The 25908-nt window shown below is 52.4% G+C and carries 26 protein-coding genes; 13 read left to right on the forward strand and 13 right to left on the reverse strand.

The annotated features are described in order from the left end of the window. Positions 1-142: 142 nt before the first annotated feature. Positions 143-1108: a DMT family transporter gene (locus AC3RPL_RS01905; RefSeq protein ID WP_490738828.1), complete on the reverse strand. Its 966-nt coding sequence runs from the start codon at positions 1106-1108 to the stop codon at positions 143-145. A 261-nt stretch (positions 1109-1369) separates the two neighbouring features. Between AC3RPL_RS01905 and AC3RPL_RS01910 the strand changes: the two genes are divergently transcribed. After that, the gene (locus AC3RPL_RS01910; RefSeq protein ID WP_034932899.1) at positions 1370-2302 is read left to right on the forward strand and encodes a VirK/YbjX family protein; all 933 of its coding nucleotides are present in this window, start codon (positions 1370-1372) and stop codon (positions 2300-2302) included. 12 nt (positions 2303-2314) lie between these two features. On the opposite strand, the gene AC3RPL_RS01915 is transcribed toward AC3RPL_RS01910, so the two are convergent. The 3 genes from AC3RPL_RS01915 to AC3RPL_RS01925 all read right to left on the reverse strand — a co-directional run bounded on the left by AC3RPL_RS01915 (position 2315) and on the right by AC3RPL_RS01925 (position 4602). Next, positions 2315-2749, reverse strand: a complete 435-nt coding sequence (locus AC3RPL_RS01915; RefSeq protein WP_490738774.1) for a DUF3828 domain-containing protein — start codon at positions 2747-2749, stop codon at positions 2315-2317. A 134-nt stretch (positions 2750-2883) separates the two neighbouring features. Next, positions 2884-3585, reverse strand: a complete 702-nt coding sequence (locus AC3RPL_RS01920) for an alpha/beta fold hydrolase (protein WP_490738775.1) — start codon at positions 3583-3585, stop codon at positions 2884-2886. A 90-nt stretch (positions 3586-3675) separates the two neighbouring features. Then, the gene (locus AC3RPL_RS01925) at positions 3676-4602 is read right to left on the reverse strand and encodes a carbon-nitrogen hydrolase family protein (protein WP_490738776.1); all 927 of its coding nucleotides are present in this window, start codon (positions 4600-4602) and stop codon (positions 3676-3678) included. Positions 4603-4679: 77 nt separating this feature from the next. Here AC3RPL_RS01925 and AC3RPL_RS01930 point away from each other — a divergent pair, with 77 nt between their 5' ends. The 5 genes from AC3RPL_RS01930 (at position 4680) to AC3RPL_RS01950 (ending at position 11005) form a co-directional block, all read left to right on the forward strand. Beyond that, positions 4680-5576, forward strand: coding sequence for a LysR family transcriptional regulator (locus tag AC3RPL_RS01930; RefSeq protein ID WP_490738777.1), 897 nt, complete (start codon positions 4680-4682; stop codon positions 5574-5576). A gap of 118 nt (positions 5577-5694) precedes the next feature. Beyond that, positions 5695-7881: a TonB-dependent receptor gene (locus AC3RPL_RS01935; RefSeq protein ID WP_490738778.1), complete on the forward strand. Its 2187-nt coding sequence runs from the start codon at positions 5695-5697 to the stop codon at positions 7879-7881. A gap of 16 nt (positions 7882-7897) precedes the next feature. Further along, the gene (locus AC3RPL_RS01940; protein WP_490738779.1) at positions 7898-8896 is read left to right on the forward strand and encodes an ABC transporter substrate-binding protein; all 999 of its coding nucleotides are present in this window, start codon (positions 7898-7900) and stop codon (positions 8894-8896) included. A 108-nt stretch (positions 8897-9004) separates the two neighbouring features. After that, positions 9005-9664, forward strand: a complete 660-nt coding sequence (locus AC3RPL_RS01945) for a hypothetical protein (RefSeq protein ID WP_490738780.1) — start codon at positions 9005-9007, stop codon at positions 9662-9664. A gap of 225 nt (positions 9665-9889) precedes the next feature. Next, positions 9890-11005: an endonuclease/exonuclease/phosphatase family protein gene (locus AC3RPL_RS01950; RefSeq protein WP_490738781.1), complete on the forward strand. Its 1116-nt coding sequence runs from the start codon at positions 9890-9892 to the stop codon at positions 11003-11005. A gap of 128 nt (positions 11006-11133) precedes the next feature. Here AC3RPL_RS01950 and AC3RPL_RS01955 read toward each other — a convergent pair whose 3' ends face one another. The 6 genes from AC3RPL_RS01955 to AC3RPL_RS01980 form a co-directional block, all read right to left on the reverse strand. Continuing rightward, positions 11134-11349, reverse strand: a complete 216-nt coding sequence (locus tag AC3RPL_RS01955; RefSeq protein ID WP_490738782.1) for a hypothetical protein — start codon at positions 11347-11349, stop codon at positions 11134-11136. A 168-nt stretch (positions 11350-11517) separates the two neighbouring features. Beyond that, the gene (locus AC3RPL_RS01960; RefSeq protein WP_034932927.1) at positions 11518-12069 is read right to left on the reverse strand and encodes a chorismate mutase; all 552 of its coding nucleotides are present in this window, start codon (positions 12067-12069) and stop codon (positions 11518-11520) included. 194 nt (positions 12070-12263) lie between these two features. Further along, entirely contained in the window at positions 12264-12488 is a 225-nt protein-coding gene (locus AC3RPL_RS01965) for a tautomerase family protein (protein ID WP_490738783.1), read from the reverse strand. A gap of 15 nt (positions 12489-12503) precedes the next feature. After that, positions 12504-13442 carry a pseudouridine-5'-phosphate glycosidase gene (locus tag AC3RPL_RS01970; protein ID WP_490738784.1) on the reverse strand — a complete coding sequence of 313 codons (939 nt, stop codon included), beginning with the start codon at positions 13440-13442 and terminating at the stop codon, positions 12504-12506. Beyond that, a complete protein-coding gene (locus AC3RPL_RS01975) occupies positions 13432-17316 on the reverse strand; it encodes an amino acid adenylation domain-containing protein (RefSeq protein WP_490738785.1) in 3885 nt (1294 codons plus the stop codon). The genes AC3RPL_RS01970 and AC3RPL_RS01975 overlap by 11 nt, the downstream gene beginning before the upstream one ends. Before the next feature lie 151 nt (positions 17317-17467). Then, positions 17468-17953 (reverse strand): MarR family winged helix-turn-helix transcriptional regulator, encoded by a 486-nt coding sequence (locus AC3RPL_RS01980; RefSeq protein ID WP_034932933.1) that lies wholly within the window; start codon positions 17951-17953, stop codon positions 17468-17470. Between the two features lie 136 nt (positions 17954-18089). On the opposite strand from AC3RPL_RS01980, the gene upp reads away from it, so the two are divergent. Genes upp through AC3RPL_RS01995 form a run of 3 tightly spaced genes read left to right on the forward strand, consistent with a single transcriptional unit; the run spans position 18090 to position 20393 of the window. Beyond that, on the forward strand, positions 18090-18755 hold the full coding sequence (gene upp / locus AC3RPL_RS01985; protein ID WP_490738786.1) for a uracil phosphoribosyltransferase: 666 nt from the start codon (positions 18090-18092) through the stop codon (positions 18753-18755). Then, a complete protein-coding gene (locus tag AC3RPL_RS01990) occupies positions 18748-19668 on the forward strand; it encodes an EamA family transporter (RefSeq protein ID WP_490738787.1) in 921 nt (306 codons plus the stop codon). Before upp ends, AC3RPL_RS01990 begins: the two co-directional genes overlap by 8 nt. 35 nt (positions 19669-19703) lie before the next feature. Then, entirely contained in the window at positions 19704-20393 is a 690-nt protein-coding gene (locus AC3RPL_RS01995) for an HAD family hydrolase (protein WP_490738788.1), read from the forward strand. A 126-nt stretch (positions 20394-20519) separates the two neighbouring features. On the opposite strand, the gene AC3RPL_RS02000 is transcribed toward AC3RPL_RS01995, so the two are convergent. Next, complete coding sequence (locus AC3RPL_RS02000) at positions 20520-20987, reverse strand: DUF1203 domain-containing protein (protein ID WP_490738829.1); 468 nt, start codon at positions 20985-20987, stop codon at positions 20520-20522. Between the two features lie 175 nt (positions 20988-21162). Here AC3RPL_RS02000 and AC3RPL_RS02005 point away from each other — a divergent pair, with 175 nt between their 5' ends. Further along, positions 21163-22035 (forward strand): AraC family transcriptional regulator, encoded by an 873-nt coding sequence (locus AC3RPL_RS02005; protein ID WP_490738789.1) that lies wholly within the window; start codon positions 21163-21165, stop codon positions 22033-22035. Positions 22036-22087: 52 nt separating this feature from the next. Then, positions 22088-22477 carry a cupin domain-containing protein gene (locus tag AC3RPL_RS02010; RefSeq protein WP_490738790.1) on the forward strand — a complete coding sequence of 130 codons (390 nt, stop codon included), beginning with the start codon at positions 22088-22090 and terminating at the stop codon, positions 22475-22477. A 155-nt stretch (positions 22478-22632) separates the two neighbouring features. Here AC3RPL_RS02010 and AC3RPL_RS02015 read toward each other — a convergent pair whose 3' ends face one another. Further along, positions 22633-23235: a glutathione S-transferase family protein gene (locus tag AC3RPL_RS02015; protein ID WP_490738791.1), complete on the reverse strand. Its 603-nt coding sequence runs from the start codon at positions 23233-23235 to the stop codon at positions 22633-22635. 276 nt (positions 23236-23511) lie between these two features. Between AC3RPL_RS02015 and AC3RPL_RS02020 the strand changes: the two genes are divergently transcribed. Continuing rightward, on the forward strand, positions 23512-24366 hold the full coding sequence (locus AC3RPL_RS02020; protein WP_490738792.1) for an AraC family transcriptional regulator: 855 nt from the start codon (positions 23512-23514) through the stop codon (positions 24364-24366). 77 nt (positions 24367-24443) lie between these two features. Continuing rightward, positions 24444-25085, forward strand: a complete 642-nt coding sequence (locus AC3RPL_RS02025; protein WP_490738830.1) for a LysE family translocator — start codon at positions 24444-24446, stop codon at positions 25083-25085. A 34-nt stretch (positions 25086-25119) separates the two neighbouring features. Here the strand turns inward: AC3RPL_RS02025 and AC3RPL_RS02030 are convergent, their stop codons facing one another. Continuing rightward, positions 25120-25857, reverse strand: a complete 738-nt coding sequence (locus AC3RPL_RS02030) for a carbon-nitrogen hydrolase family protein (protein WP_490738793.1) — start codon at positions 25855-25857, stop codon at positions 25120-25122. Positions 25858-25908 lie beyond the last annotated feature (51 nt).

The raw sequence follows: 25908 nt of genomic DNA on the forward strand, positions 1-25908 counted from the left end.
TTGTTCCTTGTGGCAGGCAAACCATGACTGCCACTCCAAAGAAACTGATATCGTAATTGTGCAAAAATGAGGCAAACGTCACAAATTTTTGCCCGGAAAAGTTCCGTTCTTTGTTTATATCCCGGCGAGAAGGGTGCCTGATTCATTTAACGGCAGCGATTTTTCGAACCAGTGGTTGCGGTTTGATTCGCGTGGCCAGCACCACCCCAACGACCAGGCAGCCAATACCAACACTGGTCAGCAGTCCAGGCCAGCTGTGACGTAATATAAAGGTATAAGCCAGACCGGCGAGTATCTCGAAAACAATCAGCGGACCCACCAGAACCGTTGGCAGCCGCTGGCTGGCTTCATTCCAGCACAGCGCTCCCAGCCAGGAACAGAACAGACCAATAGCCAGCATCAATGCCAGAAATATTGCCGGTCGTGGCCCAAGCGGCAGGGGAAAATCAGGACGACTGAAGTGCAGCTGCATATTCACCAGCAGATACCCCATCACTGCCAGGGGTAAGGTGGCGATTCCCTGAGCAGTAGCCCAGGTGGTGGCTTTGCTGCCCGGATGTTCACGCAGCCAGCGGGCGTTACGCAGGGGATACCATGTCCAGCAAACCATTGCCGCCAGCGCCAGCAGGATGCCGCTGAGATAACGCAGCAAATCGTTTTGCTGCCCCATTGCCTGCCATTCCGCCACGTTAACCAACCCCAGTCCGGCAGCGATCAGCACCAATACGGGAACTAACTTCAGCCAGGGTAACCGGCCATCTTCACCGCCATACAGTAGATTCGCGCTGATGGAGATCACTACCGGCAGCGTGCCAATAATCATGGTGGATACCGGTGCGCCAGTGCGCTGGATGGCACTGGCCAGGCAGGTGTAATAAAGAAGGTTGCCAACCAGCGCCAGCTTCAGGGCTTCAATCCAGTCGCTGCAAGCCAGCAGTTTCAGGCGGTGGCGATCGCGCCAGGCAAGCGGCAGCGCAATCATGCCAAAAGCAACATAGCGCCCGACAGATTGCAACGCGCCGGGATAGTCCGGCACCAGCAGCGGGCCAACGAAGATCAGTCCCCACATCAGCCCTGCTGCCAGAGCAAAAAGTACACCTGCTAACATCATCGTCCTGCCTGTCTCAATTCAGAATAGTTTTCAGCCCAGACCACATATCATGATGACATTTCCGGTGAAAAATCATCACAACATAATGACACTGCGCAATATTCCCGCTCCGAAAACAACATAATAATTTGCCTTTAGTTGCCCTAATTTAAACACCTCATCAACCATTTATAAAGACAGCTAACGACAAATTTATCATTTATCTGATGTTGAAGATTGGGGTGTTTCACTGGGCTTTTGACCCCTGGAATACTTAACATGTCTGATACCACTTTTTTACCTCATCCGGAGAGCAGTCTCACATTCTTCTTATCCCTGGTTTCGGGCAGGCTCAAGCCGGGTAAACTGTGGTATGACCGTGAATATCGTGTTAAGTATCTGATGCGTTCGCTGATTTGGCCCGCCCAGACTCATCGTCTGGTCAATGCCATTACCGCCGAGCCGGTGATGCGCAGTATTCTCTCCGTCCAGCACACCTTACCCAGTAAGATTCACCGCCCTTATCTCTATGGGGGGATGCCGGTGATGCAACGCGTGCAGGCCGTCATCGATCATTATGATTTCATTAAAAATCTGTCGTCGCCGCGCCTCAGAGAGGCGATGCTGACGGCGCAAGGCGTTGAGTTGTTGCAGTTCGACGGTAAAAATGGCGAGCACTTCAGCATTACGCTGGCCTGCACCGGTCGCTGTGAACGTGAAGGAGAAGTTAATCTGTTCGTCAGCGTCGATGGCGAGAAGCTGGCGATGCTGACCTTTGCCGTTGTGTGTCAGAACGGAAACCCGGTGGTGGTGATCGGCGGTATTCAGGGGGCACACAGAGACACCCCACATGAACGTATTCGCGAAGCGACCAAAGCCTGTTATGGCCTGTTCCCCAAACGGTTGCTGATGGAAACACTGCTGTTATTTTGCCAGGCAACCGGCGTAGTGCAAATCCAGGCGGTCAGTGATCACGGACATATTTTCCGTAGCCTGCGTTATCGTCTGAAGAAAAAGAGCCTGTTTCACGCCAGCTATAACGAGTTCTGGGAGTCACTCCATGCCGTACCGCTGTCGGCTCAGCTCTATGCCATCCCAATGACATTTCCGCGCAAGCCGCTGGACGAGGTGGTCAGCAAAAAGCGTTCGGAATACCGTAAACGTTATGAACTGCTGGACAGGCTCAGCCAACAGTTTGTCGGGCGGCTTTGAGTGCCGCGCGACTTATTTATTCTCTTTAACCACATCATCAATCCGCCAGCCATGACGATCCCGGTGCAAAGTGACCAGCAACAGTTGCTGATCGCTGGGATCGTTGCCGAGAACGACATCCCCTGACGCAGTATCGCCATCAATGGTGAAACGACTGACGCTGACGTGATCAATCCAGGCATCGCTGTAATCCTGATCCTGCAAAAAATAGTCATCCTCCATGCCATCCGGACTTTTGATCAGCACGTTGATTTTTTGCAACAACCGGGGCGTGACATAGTCGTTCAGTAACGGATCATGCTCATCTATTGGGCTTTCTTCTTTATTCAGTGCAGCAAGATACCAACTGTAAAAATTTTTGCTGGTAGTCTGAGGATCGCTATTTTCCGCCGCACTGGCGTACAACGCACACAGCGCCAGGCCCAGCGCCAGTAACCATTTTTTCATTCGTACCATCTCTTCCCAATTCATGCTTTCAGTAACTGCCCCGTTGCATCCATGCTCTCTGTAACAGGACCCCCGCTAATTTACCCTTTCACACTATTTTTTGAGCGGATTTCTGCAATTTATTTAGTAAATTTTTATCCTGGCGTGTCGGACAGCCAGCGACAGATACATCTGGTAAGAGAAGCGGGTTGTTCCAGCGGCAGCATATGCCCTGAATCATCAATGATTTCCAGCGTGGCATCAGGAATAAGTCGATATATTATTTGCGACTCCTCCAGGCTGCGCATCCTGTCCCCGGCAGCCGCGATCACCAGCGTCGGACAAGAGATTTGGTTTAACAGATGTGTATCGCTGTGACGGTCCATCAGTAACTGACGGCAATATGCCTCTTTGCCCATCCGCAGACTCATCTGCCGGATTTGTGACTGCAACCCGGGATCACTGGCATGGTCTGCACTCAGTGACAACGCGATAGCCTTTTGCCCAAGGCCATGAAAAGCCCCCTGGCTACCCGACAGTGATTTTGCAGTGGCGACTTTAACAGCACGGGTTTGTGGGCTGTCCTGCTGGCTGGACGTGGCAATCAGGATCAAACGCTGCACCCGCTCGGGAGCCTGTCGAATCATCTCTCGGGCCACAAATCCGCCCATTGAGAATCCGACCAGCGTAAAACGTTCAGGAGCCTGAGAAAGGCACCTCGCCGCCATCTTCTCCAGCGAAGCGTCGCGGGATAAATCACCATAAATCAACGGCCCGTATCCTGCCAGGTCGGCTACCATCTCCTGCCACAGCCCGGCATCACACATTACGCCAGGCAATAAAACCATCCCCGCCATCTTATTCTGCCCTGTATAAGCCAGCGGTGATGATAACAGTCCTGCAACAATTTTTTCAGTGGATTCGTCTGACGTTGCTTTACTGGCTGGCTACGATCTGAGGAAAGTGACGTTCTGTTTCGCCCGCTCATCCACCTGAAGCGAGAACACATCAGGGCGCGAGTAGTGTCCGGAAACGTCAAAATCATAACGCGCACGGACCAACTCAGCGCTGTCGATTTGCACCACCAGCAGGCCGCTAACGCCAGTCATCGGCCCCGCCAGCACCTCGCCCAGCGGCCCGACGATCATACTGTTGCCATTAATTAATGCGCGCTGTGGCTCCCAGCCCGCCACCTCTATGCCCAGTTCGGCCGGAGAAGGCTGAATCTGGCAGGCGGTGATCACAAAACAGCGCCCTTCGTGCGCAATGTGCCGCATCGAAGCCCGCCAGACATCGCGTTCATCAACGGTGGGCGCACACCAGATTTCCACTCCTTTGGCATACATGGCTGCGCGCAACAGTGGCATATGGTTTTCCCAGCAAATAGCACTGCCCGCTTTACCCGCGGCGGTTTGCACCACCGGCAGCGTCGAGCCGTCGCCCTGCCCCCAGATCAGACGCTCGGTCCCGGTTGGCATCAGCTTGCGATGCTTCGCCACCAGTCCCACCTGCGGGGAGAAAAACAGCGAACTGCAATAGAGCGTGCTGCCGTCACGTTCGATGACGCCGATAACCAAATCGGCGCCACTGCGTGCAGAAAAAGCCGCCAGCTCGTCACACTCCGGGCCAGGAACGTCAATGGCATTGGCGTAATAATCAGCAAATGCGTCGCGCCCCTCCGGCAGTCGGAACCCCAGCCAGGTACCAAAATTACTGCCTTTCGGGTAGCCCCCCAGCAAGGCTTCCGGCATCACCACCAAGCTGATGTTCTGACGGCGGATCTCATCTTCATAACTCAGGATCTCCGCCGGGGTGGCGGCTTTTCCGGCGGGATGCGACCCCATCTGTAATGCGGCAACAACGGATAGCGACATGATGATTCTCCTGTGATTTTTTCACCATGCTGAGATAGATTGAGTCATCAATCAATCATTCCGGGACGCTAAGTGATATGAATAAAATTGATATCAGCAGACTGGATCTGAACCTGCTGAAAGTGTTTGAAGCCCTGTATGAGGAAGGCGGCGCGGGCAGGGCCGCAGTGCGTCTGGGACTGACGCAATCTGCGGTCAGCGCGGCGCTGGGAAGATTACGTCTGGTCTGGCATGACCGGCTGTTTGAACGCACCGGACGGGGTCTGCGCCCGACCGCCAGGGCCAGCGAACTGAAGCAGCCCATTTCTGACATTCTCAATCAGTGCCGCCTGACGCTGTCAGCCTTTTCTGCTGAAACATCCGGCTGGCAGGGACGCACGGTGATTCTGGCCCTGTCAGATGATTTTGAACTTGCCTGGGGCAGTGCGATCATCGCCGCTGTTCGCCAGCAAATGCCGGGATTACGCATTCAGTTCAGGCAAACTTATGCGCAATTGGTGGAGGAGATGCTGATACTGCGCCAGGCCGATCTTGCGATAACTTCCGGCGGAATCAAATCCCCTCTGCTGAGCCGACAACTGTCAGGAACCGGCCGTTACCGCTGCCTGCTGGCCGGTAAGCCTGACGGTCCTTTTGAACTGGCCGATTTCCTTGCCAGACCGCATATTCTGGTCTCTTCAGGCGGCTTCATCGGTATTGTCGATGAGAAGCTGGCAGAGCTGGCGCTGACCCGCCATGTCATTGCCTCGACCACGCATTTTGCGGCCTTGCCGTGGATGATTGGCGAGACAGACGCCATCGCCACCCTGCCCGCCCATGCCGCAGAGGCGCTGGCAGAGAGAACCGCCCTGACGGTGGTGGACTGCCCTCTTGCTTTGCCGACGTTTTCCGTGGATCTGGCCATGCGTCTGGACAACCAGCGCGATCCGGCGGTGAACGGCGTCCGAAATCTGCTGACCGCGCTGCTCACATAATATCGAGCAGCTGAACAGTCCTTACCGTTAAGCGATGTGCCTCGCAGAATTGAATTACCTGCGCCTGTATCGTCAGGAGTGGTCGAAATATAATCATTTACACAACGGAAAAGAACTTATGGACAAGATCTTTCTGGCCACACTGCTGGCCGCTCAGGCCGGGATGGCCTCAGCCGCATCATCCCAATCCCCCTCGCAGCCCACAACAGATAACGTTTTTACCAAAGAGAAACAGATAACGGTCATCGCATCCCCTGATTGTTGCACAGAGGCAGACAATCAGGCCGGTGCGGGTTTTGTCACTGAGGATATCAGCGTCGGCCCTGTGGGTAATCTGCCCTGGATTGAGGCCCCGTGGTCTGCCAACACCATTACCAGTGAGATGCTGACCAATCAGCAGGATAACAGCGTCAGTGAATTACTCAGGTATGCGCCCTCCAGCCAGATGCAGGCGCGTGGCGGCATGGATGTTGGCCGGCCACAAAGTCGTGGCATGCAGGGCAGCGTGGTGGCTAACAGCCGTCTCGACGGACTGAATATTGTCGCCACCACGGCGTTTCCGGTAGAGATGCTGGCGTGGCTTGATGTGCTTAACAGCCTGACCGGCGCGCTGTACGGGCCTGCCAGCCCGGCCGGACAGTTTAATTTTACCGCCAAACGTGCTGGCGCAGAGACGCTGAACCGCATCACCGTAGGCTACCAAAGTCGCAATAGCTGGCAGGGCCACGCAGACTTTGCCGGGCATATTGATAGCGTAGGTTATCGTCTGAATCTGCTGAATGAAGATGGCGAAGGGAGTGTGGCTGACAGCACGCGGCGTCGCAAACTGGCCGCCCTTGCGCTGGACTGGAATATTCAGCCGGGGACGCAGCTCCAGCTGGATGTCAGCCACTATCAGTTTATCAAGAAAGGCATGACGGGTAGCTTCAGCTACGGCGACACTATCCCGTTGCCCGCCGCACCCGACAGTAAAAACAAAAACTACACCCTGCCCACCAGCGGTAGCGTGCTGACCACCGATACCGTCAGCACCCACCTGCTCCACTATTTTAATGACAGCTGGTCAATGACAGCTGGCGTGGGATATCAGCAGGCGGACCGGGCGATGCGCTCGGTTTCCGGCACGCTGAGCGACAGCAATGGTACGCTGTCGCGCTCCCTGAGTGATTCAGCCGCAGCCGGTCGCTTTCGGGTGCTGAGCAACATGCTTACGCTGAATGGGCATCTGCAAACGGGCAGCCTGACGCATGATCTGGCCCTCGCCACCAGTGGATATATCTGGTCCATATACGCGGCGAAAGGGGCCAGTCAACGTTACAACCTGGGTGAAACGTCCTTCTTTGACCCCGCGCCATTAGAGGAACCGGCAGCAGGCCGCATCATCAGACAGGGCGCACGTTATAAATCCAGCGAGAACAGCCAGCAGAGCCTGACCGTGGGCGACACCCTCAGATTTACCCCGCAGTGGTCAGCGATGATCTATCTCAGCCACAGCTGGCTGTCCACCCGCAACTACAACCGACAGGGCCAGAAGACCAAAGAAATCAATGATAATGGTTTCAGTCCGATGGCCGCGCTGCTTTACAAAATCACCCCTTCCGTCATGGCTTACATCAGCTATGCGGATTCACTGGAACAGGGTGGCACCGCGCCGACCGGACAAAACATTGTTAATGAGGGACAAACGCTTAACCCCTATCGCAGCAGGCAATACGAAACCGGACTGAAAAGCGAATTTAACGACATTAACCTGGGGGCAGCGCTGTTCTGGTTGCAACGCCCGTTCGCTTATGTCGATCCCGCTGATAATCGCTACAAAGAACAGGGCGAACAGCGCAACAGAGGCGTGGAGCTCACCGCCAGTGGCAATGTCTGGCAACAGCTGAATATCTACAGCGGCATCACCTTCCTCGACCCGAGGCTGAAAAATACCCTGTATGACAGCACCCGCAATAAACGGGTGGTTGGCGTGGCAAAAATACAGGCTAATGTCCTGCTGGAATACAGCCTGCCCGCTCTGCCCGCCTGGGTGTACAGTGCCAACCTTCACTACACCGGTAAACGAGCGGCGAACCAGGTCAATACTTACTGGACAGCCAGCTACACCACCCTGGATCTGGGTGCACGCTATACCTCCAGGCTGAATAACCTGCCCACCACCTCTCGGCTGAGCGTCAAAAACATCAGCAATAAACATTACTGGGCTTCTCTGTTTCCTTCGGACAGCGACGGCAACGGCGGCTCCGCCAGCGCATTCGCCGGGGCGGGCAGGGAAATCCGCGCCACCGTAACCGTTGATTTCTGAATAGCAGGAGCACCCGATGAATATTCTGCAACACCTGAGATATGCGCTGATGGCGGGAGTGATGTTGTTCTGCGGCTTTGCGCTTGCAGGCAGCGAAAACCACAGCGAAATACGCGTTGCCACGCCGTGGCCTGCGCAAAGCACCATTATTGCCATGCTGGGCTACAGCCGGAATATCGTTGGTACCTCGGCGGTGGCACAACGCATTCCTCTTTTTCGTCAGATCTATCCCGACATTATTCGGGTCCCGGTGGTTGGTGTGACCAGTGCGCACGAGATCCACCCTGAGCAGGTGATTGCCCTGCGGGCACAGCTGCTGATTATTCCGCAAAACATGCATCTCTCGCAGGCCGGGGGGCTGGCCCGCGCCGGTATCAAAACGCTGGCGCTGCCGGCCAACTCTCTGACGGCGCTACGTCAGCGGGTTACCCTGACCGCTCAGGCGCTGGGGCCGGATGCACAAGCGCAGGACAGGCGTTATCAGGCTTACTTTGACCGTAATTTCAACCTTGTCAGGCAACGGCTGCGTCATTTGCCTGACACCGAGCGGGTGAGGGTTTATCACAGCATGGGCAGCCCGCTCATCACCAGTGGCCGCCCTTCACTTAATCAGGACTGGATGGATGTGGCGGGTGCGGAAAACGTGGCAGAAAGCTGGTTTCCGGCGAAAAAAAACGGTGCAGGAGAAGTGCCGCTGGAGAAAATAGTGGCGGCTAATCCGCAGGTGATTGTGGCGATGAACGCCAGGGATGCCACCGCCATCAGAGGGAACCCGGCATGGCAGGGAACCTCAGCGGTACAGCATCAGCGTGTTTATACCAATCCGCAGGGATTATTCTGGTGGTGTCGGGAAACCAGCGAAAGCGCGTTGCAAATTCTCTGGCTGGCAAAAACACTTTATCCACAGCACTTTGCTGATATTGATATGGTGCAGGAAACCAGAGCGTTTTATCGCCGCTTTTTTGCGGTCACGCTCAGTACAGCGCAGATTGAAAAGATACTGCATCCTGAATAAATTCGTTTTCTGGCTCATGAAAAAATATCAATATTTCTTGATTGTGACCTGAAAAATTCGATAATGAGGCACGGTATAAAGTGATGTGATGATCGTCCGGAAAATAAAATGAATGCCAAAAGAAAAATTGGTGAATCACAGGTTATCGATTTTTTCTCTGCGGTATTAAGAGATAAATTCAGTGACAGATATAAAAAAAACGAACCCATCAGCATCGGAAATTTTTCTGGTTCGCAGGACAGAAAATTTGCTGATTTTTTTGCCGGAACCGCCTCTTCCAATATCCTGATTGAATTCAAAGAGTTTGAAAGCGATTATACAAAAGAGTGGGATAAACCGCTTCGTCAGACGCTTTGCCGGATTATCGATACTGATACGGCGCAGTTTTCCCGTCGTTGTCATTTTATCGCCTGGCGGGAATCTGGCCCCGAGGTGCAAGTCAGTATCGCGCCCTATATTGATAAAGTCTGCCCTCAATACAACACCATCCCACCGTTACAGGCTTTTGATAACATACCGCACAAGGATTTCATTAATGATTTCCTTGATGACGAAAAGGGCATAACGCCTGAAGAATTTAAAGATTACGTCAAATATATGGCTGACATTGCGGGCGGAAAACACGCCGGAGAAAATGTCCCGTTCAAATCTATTCTTTACAGTTATAAAGCCGGGGAAATGGTTGCTACTTGTTTTAAAAATCTTGGTGAATTAAGAAGCCTGATTACCCAACTCTTTCCAGAAAGAAAAATGAAAAGAAAAATTTAATCAGCCGCAGTCTGGAAATAGTTGCAGCAGACTTTTTTTCGATGAATATATCCCGCTTTTCTGCCTCAGGCATCAGGCGGGCAACAACCGGTCAGCAGAGCCGTATCTTTGTCATATAAACCCGGCAGAATAGCATCACACTGACGCCTCAGGACTGCACCCCCTGGTAAATTTAACGGCCGGGTACATACTACAGGCAGGCAGAAACCCTATCAGGAGAGACACATGCGTCTGGCTTCATTCAATGTAGAAAACCTCTTTGATCGTGCGAGGGCCATGAACCAGGGGGAGTGGCAGTCAGGTAAACCGACTCTGGAAAAGTTTGCCCGGCTCAATCAACTGTTGGGTGAAACAACCTACACGGCGACGATCAAAAAAGAGATGGTCTCTCTGATGAATGAGCTGGGCCTGCAAAAATCGGATACCGGCCCCTTTGTGATCCTGCGGCGTAACCGCGGCAAACTGCTGACCCGGCAGAAAGAGGGGGCGGGCATCAGCATTGTTTCCGACGGGCGTGCTGACTGGGTAGGTTCTCTGGAACTGCGTCGCGCTCCGGTCGATGAAGTGGCGATGGGCCTGACCGCTCAGGTAATGGTGGATTTACATGCCGACCTGCTGACCGTGGTGGAAGCGGAAAACCGGCCCGCTCTGCTGGCATTTAATAACGAGATGCTGCCCGCGCGTAACGGTCAACCTTTTGAGCACGTTATGGTTATCGATGGCAATGACGAGCGGGGAATCGACGTCGGTCTGATGACCGCTGCGTCTTTCCCTGTTGATACCATGCGCAGTCATGTGGATGACAAAGATAAAGCTGGCGCGCTGATCTTCTCCCGCGATTGTCCTGAGTTTGCCATTCCACTTCCCGGAGGGGAAACGCTGCTGGTGATAGTGAATCACCTGAAAAGTAAAGGCTACGGCGGTAAAAGCAGTTCAGACAGCCGCCGCCGCGCCCAAGCGGAACGCGTAAAAGCGATCTACCAGCAACGCATTCAGCAGGGCATTACGCTTATCGCCATCAGCGGCGATTTTAATGATACGCCGGACAGCGAACCGCTGGCACCCCTGCTTCGTGACACCGACCTGAAAGACGTTTTTACCCACCAACAGTTCGACAATGGCGGATATCCCGGTACCTGGGGGAGTTGTACTGCTGCCGGTAAAATCGACTACATTCTGCTCTCGCCTGCGCTGTGGCAGAAAGTGGAAAAAGGCGGCGTCTGGCGCAAAGGGATGTGGCCCGGTGTACGTCCGGTGAAATGGGAAACCTATCCGGAGCTGAAAAAACCGGTCAATGCCGCATCCGATCATGCTGCTGTATGGGTTGATTTAGCGCTCTGAACGGTTTTCGGGGAAGGCCTGTTTTCCCGGCTACAGCTTGCTATATGGAGTTATCCGGTCGCAGCGTTATCCCTGCTGTCAGCGCAGACTGGCTTTTCATTATCCTGTGCTACGGTCAGACAGTTGTTTCACAGGGAGCAAGCTGACCACCCTTTTTTGCTTTTTTTGATAATTTGAGAAAATACAAGCCGGTCCATAATTACGACAAACAGGGCAACAGCCAGCACTATCTGATCATTGCTTAAAGACAGGCCGAAAATATCTGATGTTTTTCCAACCGCCCAGCCCAGAAACGCGCCAGTAGTAAGGGCCATCACCGCCCTGAATATCAGGTTTTTACCCATCCCTCTTCCTGTAACAAATAGCACTTATGTCTGCTCATTAAAATTTATCCAGCAATACAGTGTTCACTTATCACTGGAAATAAGATGCTCTACCCACAGCCGTTTTATCAGCCCTGTTTATCACACCGAGGAGAAACCGCCGCCTTCCTGTCGGCAGAGCCCTGCCGGTTATTTATCGCTGCGTTTTTTCAGGGTGATCTGGCCCAACGTCTGCCACAAACGGGCTTTGTCACTGGCGTTTAAATGCTTCTGATTCAGTGAGTTCATAAAAGCCTTTTTATCGTTAAAGCGCTCTCCACGGCTTAACCTGGTGCCAATTCCGCTAAGAATGCGGGTGCTTAACAGGCTGATTTTTGAACGTACCTGATCCAGAGGTTGTGGCTGCCAGCCTGTTTCCACGGTCGACAGCCAGTCTGCGCGATAGCGATACTGAATCGCTTTGGCGGCATCCATCTGTGCCTGAATAAAAGGTTTCACCGACTCCCCGTCCAGGCCCAGCTTCTCCGCCTCAGAGACGGAGGCGGAAAGTACCTTGCTTTCCTGGGATAAATCTTCAATGGCAAGGTGATTATTTGCTTTATATCCCGCCACGTCTTTCATATAAGACAGACGCTGGTTAATCAGGGAAACCACCTCGTCGTTGCTGGCTGGCGCGGCCATCGCGGCGACAGAAAAAAACAGTCCGGCCAGCAGTACGCTTGCGGAAATCTTCGTGTCCATTCAACTTCACCTTTATTTCATTAACAGCCTGTTTCACCAGGCATCGTTCTTCTCAGCTGTTCCACACAGCCACGGCGTAACAGCATCACTTATACCGTCAGTGAGTGAGGACTTTGCGCTACCCGGTTCCCGCCTCATATCTGATCTGCGCCCGACACGGATGCTGAGACTGCCTTAATCAGCACCGGCGGTTATCAATACGCCACCGGTTTTATCACCTGATACCCCGGCTGATTGATATATTTTTCCAGCACCTGTTCCGACCACCGGTTTTTGTCCACCGGCTCGATGGTGACAGAGACAAACTGACCATCCACGCCCAGTTTTTCAGTGATAAGGTTGCTCAGAGCAGCGGAGAGATCCGCCAGATCGATATGTTCTTCAGGGCCCTGATGAAAACTCAGATTAATATGCGGCATAGTGTCTTCTCCTGATTACTGGCTGAAGCTCTGGCAATAAAGGTAATGGGCCATGGCGATTTCCCCTGCCACTCGCGCCGTGTTAATCAACACCGCCTTATTAGCCTCGGCAGAGCGACCGGCGGTCATTTCCTCGGTCGCTTTCATGATGAATTTTGTTACTCCGCTACCGGTTATTCCATTCTGTCTGGCCTGCAATATGGCGCTGTCGATCACCTGCTGAATTTCCTCACTGTTAATCGCGTCCTCTTCGCGTGTGGGAGTGGCAATAACCAGTCCCGCAGAGCCAGGCAACTGACGATTAATCTCAATGGCGCTGGCAAGATGCTGAGTGGAATCAATACGCATCGGGCTTTTAAAACCGCTGCTGCGACAATAAAAGGCCGGGAAATCATCTGTCTGCCAGCTGACAACCGGCACACAATGCGTTTCGAGATATTCCAGCGTCAGTCCCACATCAAGAATGTTTTTCACCCCCGCGCAGACCACCGTCACTTTTGAACGCGTTAACTGAATCAGATCCGCTGAAATATCCATCGAGGTTTCAGCACCACGATGCACCCCACCTAATCCTGCCGATGAAAAAAACGGGATACCGGCCAGCTCTGCAATAATCAGCGACGAGGCCACGCTGGTCGCCCCCATTGCTTTTGTTGCCAGAATAAATGGCAGGTCGCGACTTGAAACCTTGGCAATATCTGGCGTGGTGGCAAATTTTTCTATTTGCTGATGATTCATCCCCACCAGAATTTTGCCATCATCAATGCCAATGGTTGCCGGAACCGAGCCGCTGACCCGCACCGCCGCTTCAACTTTCAGCGCCGTGGCCACGTTGTCAGGATAATTAAGCCCGTGGGTAATGACGTTAGATTCCAGGGCAACGACCGGACGCCCCTGCTCAAGCGCATCTTTGACTTCAGGTTGATATTCCAGGGCCAGCTTTTTATTCAACATACTTTTTATCCTTGTGATGAATAGCAGGGGGTAATTTTTGCAACAGCTCGTCGATACCCTGGGATTTGAGCACGGCATAATGATCGACATTCAGCTCAATCAGCGTCGGCGGTTGCAGGCTGAAGCCGGGCGCATTATCGAGGAAGGAGTAATGATCCCCCTGCGCTTTAACAATGGTGACCGGGGCGTTCAGTTGACGATTTTGTAGCTCATCGAACGCATAGCTAAAGTCATAGGTGATTTCAACAATACGCATGATCCGCTCGACGATCTCTTCATGCAGCAAGGGAAAACGCTGACAGATAAAAGCCATAAATGCTTCACGCGTCTGGCATTGCGCTAGGCAGCGCGCCAGCAAGGGGCCATCGATTTGATGGGCGAAGACGGAAAATAAAATCGCCAGAAACACCGGATTATCAAAAGCGGCTTTATGCTCATAGCGCTGCTCACGCTCCATCTGGGTAACAGGAGCCCCCGGAGCCAGCAGGCAGAGCGTCTCAACCTCTTCCCCCTGCGCTTCAAGCTGTGCCGCAGTTTCGAACGCCACACGGGCGCCAAAGGAGTATCCCCACAGGGTATAAGGCCCTTGCGGCTGCACGGCTTTGATTTGCGCAATGTCCGCCAGCGCCATCTGTTGAATGGTTTGCAGGGGCGCTTCCCCTTCATTAATGCCGAGAGCCTGAACGCCGAAAAAAGCACGCTGGTCAGGCAGGTTTTCAGCCAGCTGCTTGAGATTCAATGGATAGCCTCCCAGCCCCGGCCAGCAGAACGCCGGACGCTCGCTGAAGGCGTTAAGTTTGATCAGCCGCGAGCAGTCCACGTCAGACTGCCTGCATGCGGCAACCGCTGCCGCCAGGCCTGAAATAGTGGGCGTCTGAAATATCACCTGTAACGGCAGTTTGATATTGAAATGCCGGTTAATACGATTAACCAGTGCCACGGCGGTAAGGGAATTTCCCCCGCCCTCAAAAAAATCATCGTTGGCAAAAACCGTTTCCCACTTCATCACCACACACCAGATTTTACCGACAGCCTGTTCCAGCGCAGTGCTGAGCGGTTTTTTCTCACCGCTATCCGCTGTCTCGTGCAATTCCGTCCGCGCCTTTAGCGCCTGAAGGTCAATCTTTCCATTGGCGGTATGCGGCAGGTTGTCCACAATGATGACTTTATTCGGCACCATATATTTCGGCAGCTGCGCCGTCAGGTCTTCTTTCAGTAACTCAACCGGGCCCTGCATATGAATGCGATCCTCATTCATTCCCTCATGCAGATACTGCGCCTCGCTTACAGGCCCGCCAAGGCAAAAATATAAGCAATCCATCGGCAGCTTGTTCTCCGTCAGAATGCTGCGCAGGGTTACCGCCGCTGGCAGATCATGCTGGCTTTTCGAACTGTAGCCGGAAGACATCATGCCCAGCAGTTGGTCATTTGATTGCAGCCGATGCATTTCACGCCCGGCAAGCGTGTAATGTTCATCAGGGTCTGCGCCGTTGCACACCACGCTGATACCAAACGGTGCCCGTTCAAACACCCGTTGGTTAATGGCAATCACATCCTTTTTTTGCAACATGCTGTTGGTCAGAAAATGCAATGCGCCCTGACGAAAAACATAAAGTCCGGGTTGCAACCCTCCAGTGGGTTGGTGAATTTGCAGATAGCGTTCAATCTGCGCCGCGTCAGGTCTGGCCGGGCGACGACTGACCAGATAACCGCCCAGGTAGTCATCATACTCTTTACCCTCATACCAGACGGGCAACTCGCCTCTCTGCGAGGCTGAACGCTCAGCGTGCAGGCCGAACTCAGGAAGCAGTTGATCAAAAAGCCCCAGCATATGGCCCGCTTCCATCTCCAGCACTTCGCGCAGATTATTTTTATACACCGGCTGAATGGCATCACGGTTGCCGATGAAATGCAGTTTTATCCAGGGCTCGGTGGTTGCCACCAGTGGCGCAACCGGCACCAACAGATGCTCAATCGGGTGATAGTAATAAACGCCGGTCGGCAGCCCTGCCACACCACTCAGTTCAAGATAGAGCTGTGTCGCGTACAGCGCGCCCGGTGAGGCATAGGCATATTTAGGCAGCAGCCTCTCCTCATTAATAAACTGCCCGAAATAACGCAGCATTTTGCCGAAAGCCTCCGCAGTCAATGTGCGCTGGCCCGGCGGTACTTCGCCTGCTGGCGGCTGGCAGCTCAGCACCCTGATCAGCCGTTGCTCGGTGAGAGGGGTACCGCCTGCAAAAAAACGGTAGGTCTTGCGACCAAAAGCGGTTTTGCGCTGCTCGCGGTCAGGCTCCTTAAAGGCTAAGGCAATGCTTTGCGCCCGCTGCTCAGTAGAGAGCTGGCGGCAGCCCGCATTAGAGAGTTGCGCCCGGACCTGAAACTTACTGGATTTGGAGATATGGTGGCTGTCGTGATTGCCCTGGTCCATCAGGGCGGCCTGCCGCTTATCCAGTTCAACGCAGGCAATCAGCGTTTGAAAACCTGAGCGAGGATCCTGTTTAACTATCACTGCGGCGGTCTTAACCCAGTGATGGTTTTCAATCGCCAGCCGGATTTCATCCAGTTCCACGCGGTAGCCACGCAGCTTAATCTGGTTGTCTGCACGCCCGACAAAAAAGGTATTGCCGCTGCTGTCCTGACGGACGAGGTCGCCGGTCCTGTACAGGCGATTGTGGCCGGGAGTGGTTTTGCCCGGCAGCGTAATAAACTTCTCGCGGGTCAGGTCGGGGCGCTGCCAGTAGCCTTGCGCCACCTGTAGACCTGAAATGTAGAGTTCTCCCGTCTCACCGGGCTTAACCGGCGCGCCTGCGCTGTCCAGCACATGGTAAAGGGTATCAGCGACCGGCCTGCCTATCGCAATCGCATCCGGATAACCTTCAACGGATTCAGGTTCGAGGGTAAAGGAAGAGGCATTAATCGTGCATTCGGTTGGACCATACAAGTTAGTGAGAGTCGCCTGCGGCAAACGCTGAAAAAATTCTACGGCCAGATTGCGGGTCAGAATTTCTCCGCCGCTGAACACCTTTTTCAGCGTCAGACAATCCGGAAAGAGCGGGTGCCCGACCAGTGCCTGAAGCAGAGTGGGCACACACTGCAAGACGGTTATGCGATGATTTTGCAGCGTTTCAATCATCGCATCGGGGTCGCGATAACAGTTTTTGGCTGCCACCACCAGCTGACTGCCAAAAGCAGGTGCCAGTATTTCCCACTGCGCCGCATCAAAACTTACCGGTGTTTTTTGTAAAATCCGGTCTTGATGATCAAAACCAAACTCTTTTTTCAACCAGGCCATCTGATGAGAAATATTAGCGCCGGTCACCACCACACCTTTCGGTTTACCTGTACTGCCAGAGGTATAAATCATATAAGCCAGCGGCTCCCGCTGAACAGGTAACACCGGAGACAGCGCGTCTGTGGTGGCGTCCTGAAGCTCGTCACAGCTGATAATCTTCACCCCCGCGCCTGCGATATGCGCCAGCTGAGCTTTCAGATGCGTTTGTGTTAATACCACCTTAATGCCGGAGTCATGCATCATATAGCGCAGACGTTCGGCAGGATAATCCGGCGCGAGGGGAAGATAGCCACGCCCGGCCGCCAGAATGCTCCAGGCACCACAAATCATCTCCACGGAGGGGTCGCAATAGAGCCCGATAAACTCCACGCTTTCATCAATCATTGAATGCAGAGTGGTGGCATTGCGCCTTATCGTCTGAAAAAAATCACGATAATTCAGCGAACTGCAATCATCTTTCACCGCGATATTTTCTGGCCGGTGAGCAGCCTGTTTCTCCAGCATAGCCAGAAGACCGTCAGAACTGGCGCAGATAACTGGTTCTGGTAACGATTCAGCAACAGGGCTTTTGAAAGTCATGAGAGGTGATCTTTCTGAATGTTATAGTTCACCTAGAAGATACTTTTTTTGTAAATCGATGTCAAGTGTCTTTTTATGAAGATACTTTCTTATGGCTGGGGTGGCACTAAAAAGTCAGCCGCTCACCGACCGTACATGGCCGGTGAAAAGATTATTTTTCTTTGGCTAACAGCCAGATACGTAATAGTGAAGCCAGCTGTTCACGCTGTTCGGCGTTAAGGGGAGACAAGATGTCATCTTCATTAGAGACATGCTCAGATATAGCTTTGTCTATCAACTGCATCCCTTTATCCGTTAATGACAGATTGCAGCTGCGCCTGTCAGCTTCACTGTACACGCGCTCGATAAAGCCCCGCTGAACCAGCCGCTCCACGCGCGTACTCATCGCACCGGAGGACAGCATCAGCGTCTGATACAGCTCGGTGGGCGTGGTGGGTGTATTAAGCCGCCTGAGCGTCGCCAGAATATCAAATTCAGTCTGACTTAAATTATTATTCTTAAATGTTTTTTCCAGATTTTTCTCTACAATCCGGCTCATTCTGCTCACCCGGCCAAGCACCCCCATAGAAGAACAATCCAGGTCGGGGCGTTGCTGAAGCCACTGGACGAGTAGCCTGTCTACATGGTCGTACTGCATGGTCTTCCTCATAAAAAGAAACTTGAAAAAAGCGGAGCATGTGATTATCTTTTTCTTAAATATCTTTTATGAAAGATATCTACATGAAAGATATAATCATCTTAACATCTTATTGTCGTTTCTCAAGGACGCATCTATGTCTGATTACCGAAATGTCCATGTGTTGCCTGATTCGCCCTGGTTATCCTCTTTACATCTTCAGGCTCGCGATAAAACGGCAAGCCTGAACACCTTTGTGCACTCTTCCAATCTGATTATCCGGTTGTTATTAGAAAGTGCAGCGCAATATCTGCCTTACAGCGATAAGACGGTTATCACGCCGACAGGGGATGTTTTCCAGGGAAAAATGCTTAAAAACGGCATTTGTGGTGTTTCGGTAATCAGGGCCGGAGAAAGCATGGAGGCTGAGTTTCGGGCCATGTTTCCGGGCTCCTCCATTGGTAAAATACTTATTCAGCGGGATAAAGAGACGAAACAGCCCCATTATTTCTATTCTCATCTTCCCCCCTCTCTGGACAGCATGTCGGTCATGCTGTTTGAACCCATGCTGGCAACCGGCGGTTCGTTACTGAAAGCAATCGAGGTGCTGAGGGAAAGTGGCGTGGCTGTTGAAAATATTATCGTCGTCAATCTGCTGGCTTCACCGCCCGGCATTGAAAGGGTGACGAATACATGGCCCACATTGAAAATTGTCACCTCCTCCCTTGAAGAAGGGCTGACCGAAGCCGCGTTTATGCGTCCCGGGATCGGAGATTTTGGCGACCGGTATTTCGGAACCTGGCCTGGGGCTACTCATGAATAAATTTACGACATTATTTAATATCCTGATCACGGCACTGGCCCCGGTCATCTGGGGCAGCACCTATATCGTGACCACCCAGACCCTTCCTCCACATATGCCCATACTGGCATCGGTAATCAGGGCGCTGGGTGCGGGTCTTATCCTGTTACTTATCTGCCGTATTCGTCCGTATGGCATCTGGTGGCTGCGTATTGCGATTTTAGGATTTCTGAATATTGGATTGTTTTTTTATTGCTTATTTACCGCCGCTTATTTTCTGCCTGGCGGGCTGGCCTCGCTGGTGATGTCCTGTCAGCCGGTTATCGTGATGGTTGTCGGTGCGGTGGTTTTCCGCCATAAGCTGAGGATGGTACACGTTATATCAGCCGTGATTGGCGTAACAGGTATCAGCCTGCTGGTGTTGAACAGTGCTGTGGTATTAAATTTTTACGGCGTGGTGACCGGGCTCATTGGCGCGACCAGCATGGCGCTGGGCATTCTTCTGACCAAACACTGGGGCCGACCGAAAAATATGTCTTTACTGGCCTTCACCGGTTGGCAATTAACGCTGGGCGGATTAATGCTGCTGCCCGCTGCGCTGACGCTGGAGAAATTACCTTCGACGCTGACCTTTACCAATATGCTGGGTTACAGCTGGCTGACGCTGGCCGGTGGCGTACTGGGCTACGTTATCTGGTTCCGCGGAATAGAAAAATTGCCGCCGGTGACCACGTCCTTCCTGGGATTTATGAGTTCCCTCGCCGCCTGCGTTCTTGGCTATGTCATTCTGGGGCAGACATTTACGGGCTTACAGCTGGTGGGCTGTCTGGCAATTATTACCGCCATCTGGCTTGCCCGTCCGCAACGTGAAAATCCGCCCGCACGGGCATCGCAGCCTGAAAACATAACGCATTCCGTTAAACGGCGCTGCTAAGCTTTCCTGATAAATGCATGTCTGAGAGTCATATAATGAAAGATAATCACATCGTCGTGATGTTTGACCTTGACGGTACGCTTTTCGATACCGCACAAGCTATTCCTCTGGCGTTTAATGCCGCTTTTCGCACTCTGGGGTTAAGTGAGCTTCCGCCTGCAGAAATAAAAAAAACCATCGGATTACCGTTGGAAAAAGCCTTCTCCGGCCTGATGAATTTACCGGTGGATCAGCCCCAGGTGGTTTGCGCGGTGAAAGAGTATCAACAGCAGTTTAAGACTCTTATTCTGCCCTTAGCGAAGGAGCTGCTTTTTGCCGGTGTTACCGTGGGCCTTGAAAATCTTAAATCATCGGGGTTCCGTTTGTCGGTCACGACAAATAAATTTGCGCACAGCGCCAATACCCTGCTGACCGCAGCCGGAATTTCTCACCTGTTTGATATCGTGGTCGGCGCGGATGAGGTGACCCTGAAAAAGCCGCATCCTGAGTCCGGACAGAAAATACTCGATTTCTTTCAGGTAGATAATTCGCAAGCCATTATGGTGGGTGACACCACCCACGACATTTTGATGGCAAACAATCTGGGCTGCGCGTCGATAGCAGTAACCTACGGTATTCATGACCAGCAGACGCTGATCTCTGCCCAACCCATCGCGCTGGCAAAGTGCTTTGATGATGTGGTCGAACAGTGTCATCAGATAAAGTCATTACGATTTCCCGCTTAATATCCGCCCCTCTGACTATTTCAAATATCATTGGGCTGTTTTATTACCTGTTAATCACAGAGCTGATTAACGGCTATCTGTCAGGGCGGGCAGGCTGCCAGCCCCACCAGAAGGGAAGATCGCATATCACCAACGCTCGGCAAGACATGCATAGCATCCCTGTTTTGCATTATGGATCTGAATGTAAGCGATCCTCTGGTCGCTGAAAAAACGTTGAATCAGACCCTCTGCCCACTCTCCGTCACAGAGATCCGCCTGTTTCAGAAAATGGTGCTGGTCATATGCCCGTAACGAAAGGATTCGACCTGTCAGCACTTCCGGCAAGGCGTTAGCGTAGACGCCTTGCTTCGTGCATCCTTCCCAGATGTAAATTGCGTGGGAACCGTAATATGGCGTATCCGCAGGCTGATAGATATGGTTGACCAGAAGCGCCGTTTCTCCGGCAGGAATTTCACGCAATGAAATTCTATCCGGATAGCCGGGATGGCTGTCCACCGTTATTCTCACTGCACCCTGTTTTTTCAGATCGCACTCGCTCTGACCAAAAAGATGCGTAAATTCTGCGGCTTTAAGACCTGAAATTTTATATCCCATCATTATCTCCCGTGATGACCAGACAGATTCTGGCCTGCACTGACGGATTAAACTCGCTGTTTCAGGACATCGAAGCAGAAATAATCAACGTTTCTGTTATGTTAATGTCTGGTGATCACCCCCTTTCATGGCCCTTTTTGTGCCAGAAGATCTGTTCGAGGTAAAAATTGAGGTTATGAAAGCGGAGAAGATCAATACCGGCCTGCCGGATAAAAGTGACTGGATAGCGCGTATCTCCCCGCCGAATAAACCAGAGTGCATTGAGGCTTATTTTTCCGGTCACGGCTACGACCTGCATCGCCATGATACCTGGGCAATTGGTCAGACTCTGGCGGGCGTGCAGAGTTTTCATTACCGCCGCACTCTGGTTCACAGCCTGCCAGGCAGAACAATGGTGCTTCATCCCGACGAGCTACATGATGGTCATGCGGGAACGGAGAAAGGATTTCGCTACCGCATGGTCTATATCCAGCCCTCGCTGATACAGCATGTATTGCAAGGCTTACCTTTGCCATTTATCGCAGGCGGTCTTTCTGATCATCCGGGACTGTTTGCCGCATCAAATGCTTTACTCAACCCATGGCAAAGCGCCGATCCGCTGGAAACCGATGATGCCCTGTTTGATCTCGCCCATGCCCTTGCCGCCGCATCGGGTGTCCGACGTGGCCGAAAAAGTATTGATTACCGCTCGGCTGAACAGGCCAGAATTTATCTGCTGGACAGTCTTGAACATCCCGTAACGTTAGAAGAGTTAGAACAAGCCACCGGTCGTGAAAGATGGTCTTTATCCCGTGATTTCAGGGTGCTTTTTGGCACAAGCCCTTACCGGTATTTAACCATGCGACGACTGGAACTTGCGCGGTGCCTGATTTCCTCAGGCATTCCGCTGGTCCATGCCGCGATAAGGGCAGGATTTGTTGATCAGAGCCATATGACCAGACATTTTAAAAAAACCTATGGGCAGACGCCCTGGCGTTGGTTGCAGGTTCAGCAGCACTCTCCTGCTGAACATCGCGTTAACCTGCACGATCGTACAAGACGGTGGTAAGAGGCCTGTCTTATCCTGGCGTCTCCGGATATTTAAACAGGCTCTTATTACTATGCGTAGCACAAATGAACGTCCTGATTCTCCCCAGGTGGTTAACTTTCATCACAAACTGAATTTGTTAACCGAACACTGGCAGCCCCGGATAGTGGCTGAAATGAATGATTATCAGTTTAAAATAGTCAAAATTCTGGGTGATTTCGTGATGCACACACATGCCGATACCGACGAAGCCTTCATCGTGTTAGAAGGTCAGCTTCGTATCGATTTCCTGGAGGGGCACGTTGTGGTTAATGCGGGCGAGATGTACGTTGTCCGGGCGGGTACAGCCCATAAACCCCGCGCAGAAAGCGAGGTCAGGATGCTGATGATCGAGCCTGAAGGCGTGACCAATACCGGTGATGAAGGGGGCGAGCGAACAGCACCCAATGACGTCTGGATATAATCCTGTCTGATATTTTAATGATTAAAATATTATCGAACTGCTAAACCGGCACCTGATATTTTTATTAAAGCCATCGTTAAGAAAAAAGATGGCTTTATTTATTATCAGAACAAGAAAAAAACTTCTGATAATTTAATTCTGTCAGCCCCAGCGATTTATTTCATGGGGGCTGACAGAAACTCTGGCAACTGTTCTGCCAGCATGGCGAATCTGTCTGACTCTGGATACTGTCCACTACTGACGCTATCCGGCAACATCATAACCGTAAAACTCCGGGCCACGGCGATAGTAATACCCGCAATGCTCAGGGCATCAGGAGCACTTTCCCGCAGGCTCTCTTCCAGCGTCTGCCACGCGCCATGAAGTTGCCCGGTCACCCTCTCCACCCACGGCTGATGCTGCTTTTCCTCCGGCCTCAGACGCCGTTCGTAAACAAGCTGCACCGCCTTCTCGCAGGCTGCCAGAGCAAGCCCCGTCAGGCATAAATCCCGCACGCCTTCCGGGCCGGATGCTGATACCCGCCCTGAAGTCTGAGCATCTGATGTCGCGAGGTAATCCATTATCAGCGTTGAGTCCATCAGGACCTGGTGGTCATCGGTGATCAGCGTCGGGACTTTAACCACCGGGTTAATTTTTTTAAATGCCTCAAAATCAGCAAAAACCGACAGCGGACGATGTTCAAACTCTGTACCCAGCACCTTCATAAAGATGGCAACACGTCTGACATACGGCGAATCCAGCATTCCGATCAGTACCATCGCTTTACCTCATAATATGTTGATTAACAGACTCAATCACCTGCGCGCCAACACGCAGTATAGTAAGCCGCCTGGAAGTTAACCGTTGCCGGGCAGATATTTCACCGCTGAGCATGAATACGCCTGCACACAGACCTTAAAGAAAGAGCAAAACCTGCGGCAATGACTTATTACCTGGCAGCGGTAATTCCGGCTTGTTTTTAAATCAATGGCGTCAGATCTGACTTTACGCCATGCTGCTATGACAACGTCAACTCGCATCAGGATCAAAACGCTATGCTCATCAGGACCGCCCCGCCCTCCGGAAGTTTTTTCAACTGCGCTGACGCCGGTGACAGCAGGGCAGAATTCTGGCGGGATGAGTATGTGGAAAGTCGTCGCGCCTGTCACAGCCGGGCATGTTATAAACCTCACAGCCATCCAACCTTTTCCGTTGGTGCCGTTGATGCGGGTGGCAGTCTGTTCACAGGGACATCAGCTGGCCCCTGTGCGTTGCGCCCGGGGATGATGGTGTTCATTCCGGCAGGCGGCGTTCATGCCTGTAATCCTTTACCCGATCGGCCCTGGAGCTACCAGATGATGCATCTGGATACCGGATGGTTAAGCGAGGTTATGGCTGAAATAGCGGCTGTTTCAGGCAAATTCTTCAGTGAAAGTGAAATCCGCATCATTGATGATGGCGCTGTCTATGGTCGCTTCTGTCAACTGAATACCCTGCTATTTTCATACGCCAGCGCAGAAGAAAAAAATGCCGCGTTGATCGAATTTATTGGCGATTGTGAGTGTGATATGGATGCGGTGAAAACCTTTGCGGTGACCCCGCCGTCGGCCAGGCTGGCGCTCAGAAGCGTTATTGAGGCGTTACAGCAGGCCAGGCCGTGGGCGCTGGCCGAACTGGCCGATATTGCAGGCATGAGTCGTTATCAACTCATCAGGGAGTTTCACGCCGCCACCGGCATGACACCACATGCTTATCAGCTCAATGTGCGTATTAATCAGGCTCGCCGTTGGCTTCAGTCCGGTCATGACATCGCCGATATTGCTTACCGGCTGGGTTTTGCCGATCAAAGCCATTTTCAACGGGTTTTCAAGGCACATACCGGCGTCACGCCGGGCTGCTATCGTATCTGAAAAACCTGCAATTTTATTCAATACAACGCAGAACCGGGACTGCATCCTGTTAAAAATTTTAAGAGGATAATGCAGTGATGGAGCAGTTTTTATTAGTGGCAGCCGCACATTTCCTGGCGTTACTGTCGCCCGGCCCGGATTTTTTTCTGGTTGCACGCACCTCAATCAGAGCCGGCTGGCGTCATGCCGCAAAAGTTTGTCTGGGTATAGCCACCGCCAATGGGGTGTTTATCCTTGCGGCTTTCAGTGGTATCACCCTTTTCCGTCCTGAAAGCATCAGTTTTATAATTATTCAGCTGGCAGGCTGTAGCTGGTTATTGTATGTCGGCATACTTTTTATTCGCTTTGCTGGCAGCAGTGGCCTCGCTGAGCATGACGTCAACCGCATGACAGAATCTGCCGATATACTGCGTGACAGTCGGGCATTCGGCATGGGCTTCCTGTCTGCAATTCTCAACCCTAAAAACGCACTGTTTTATGTCAGCCTGGCAACACTGATTGGTAATTCTCATACTGCGCCGGGTTTGAAAATCGCCTATGGCGTGTGGATGTTTAGCGTTGTGCTGCTGTGGGATTTATTGATCGCCATCTTCATTGGCAATCAGCGGGTACTGCACTCTTTCTCGCAGGCATTGCCCTGGCTGGAACGTATTTCAGGCGTCATTCTGATTGGACTGGCACTGGGTGTCATCGCGGTCAATGTCATCACTCTGGTCTGACGGGCGGCACGATCTCCATCAGCCCATCAGCCCATCAGCAGGTGGAAGCACTGATTAACTGCCCTTTTCCCGCGTCGGTATCCCAGACCACTAAAACCTCGGCAAAGGGATCGGCCGCAATGACTAAATCGCCATCTGGATTCCAGATACCCGATTTACCGGCGCTGAGGAAATTATCTGACGGCCCGGTGCTGTTTGCCATCATTACGGTCATTCCGTGTTTTTTCGCGATAGCTGGATAATGAACATATGCAGCGTTAACACCGTTGTTTGATTTGGCAACACTGGCGAGGTACAGCGTGGCTCCGGCTTTCGCGGCCTTCTCCGCATGGCTTGGCTGGAGTGATTCATAGCAAATGGCCGGAGCCATCACCTGCTGTTCAGCATAGAATAATTTATCTTCTCTGCCCGCCACGAAAAAAGGCAGTTCATCAGCGTGTAAATGCTGTTTAGCGTAAAGGCTGCGTGGCGCATCTGGCTGGAAAACGATCATACCTATCTTCACTCCCGACGCATCCTGCACGGGTGCGCCAGCAGCGATCACTATCCCATGTTGGCGGCTTAAGTCCTCAAGCGGGTTCAGTTCTGGATCTGTCGGAGCGATAGCCAACTGCCTGGCAAGGCCCGGTTCATAACCCGTCAGGGAGAGTTCAGGGAAAAAAATAACTGAAATGCCGTTAGCAACCGCCAGTTCTGTCAGCTGTATATGCTTTCTGAGGTTTAACCCGACATTACCTGCCACGGTAGATATTTGCGCAGCTGCCAGCTTCATCGCGACTCCAGACCTGAATAATTCTGCTTAAGATATCAGCACTATAACATT

The sequence above is a fragment of the Erwinia papayae genome (assembly GCF_058241465.1).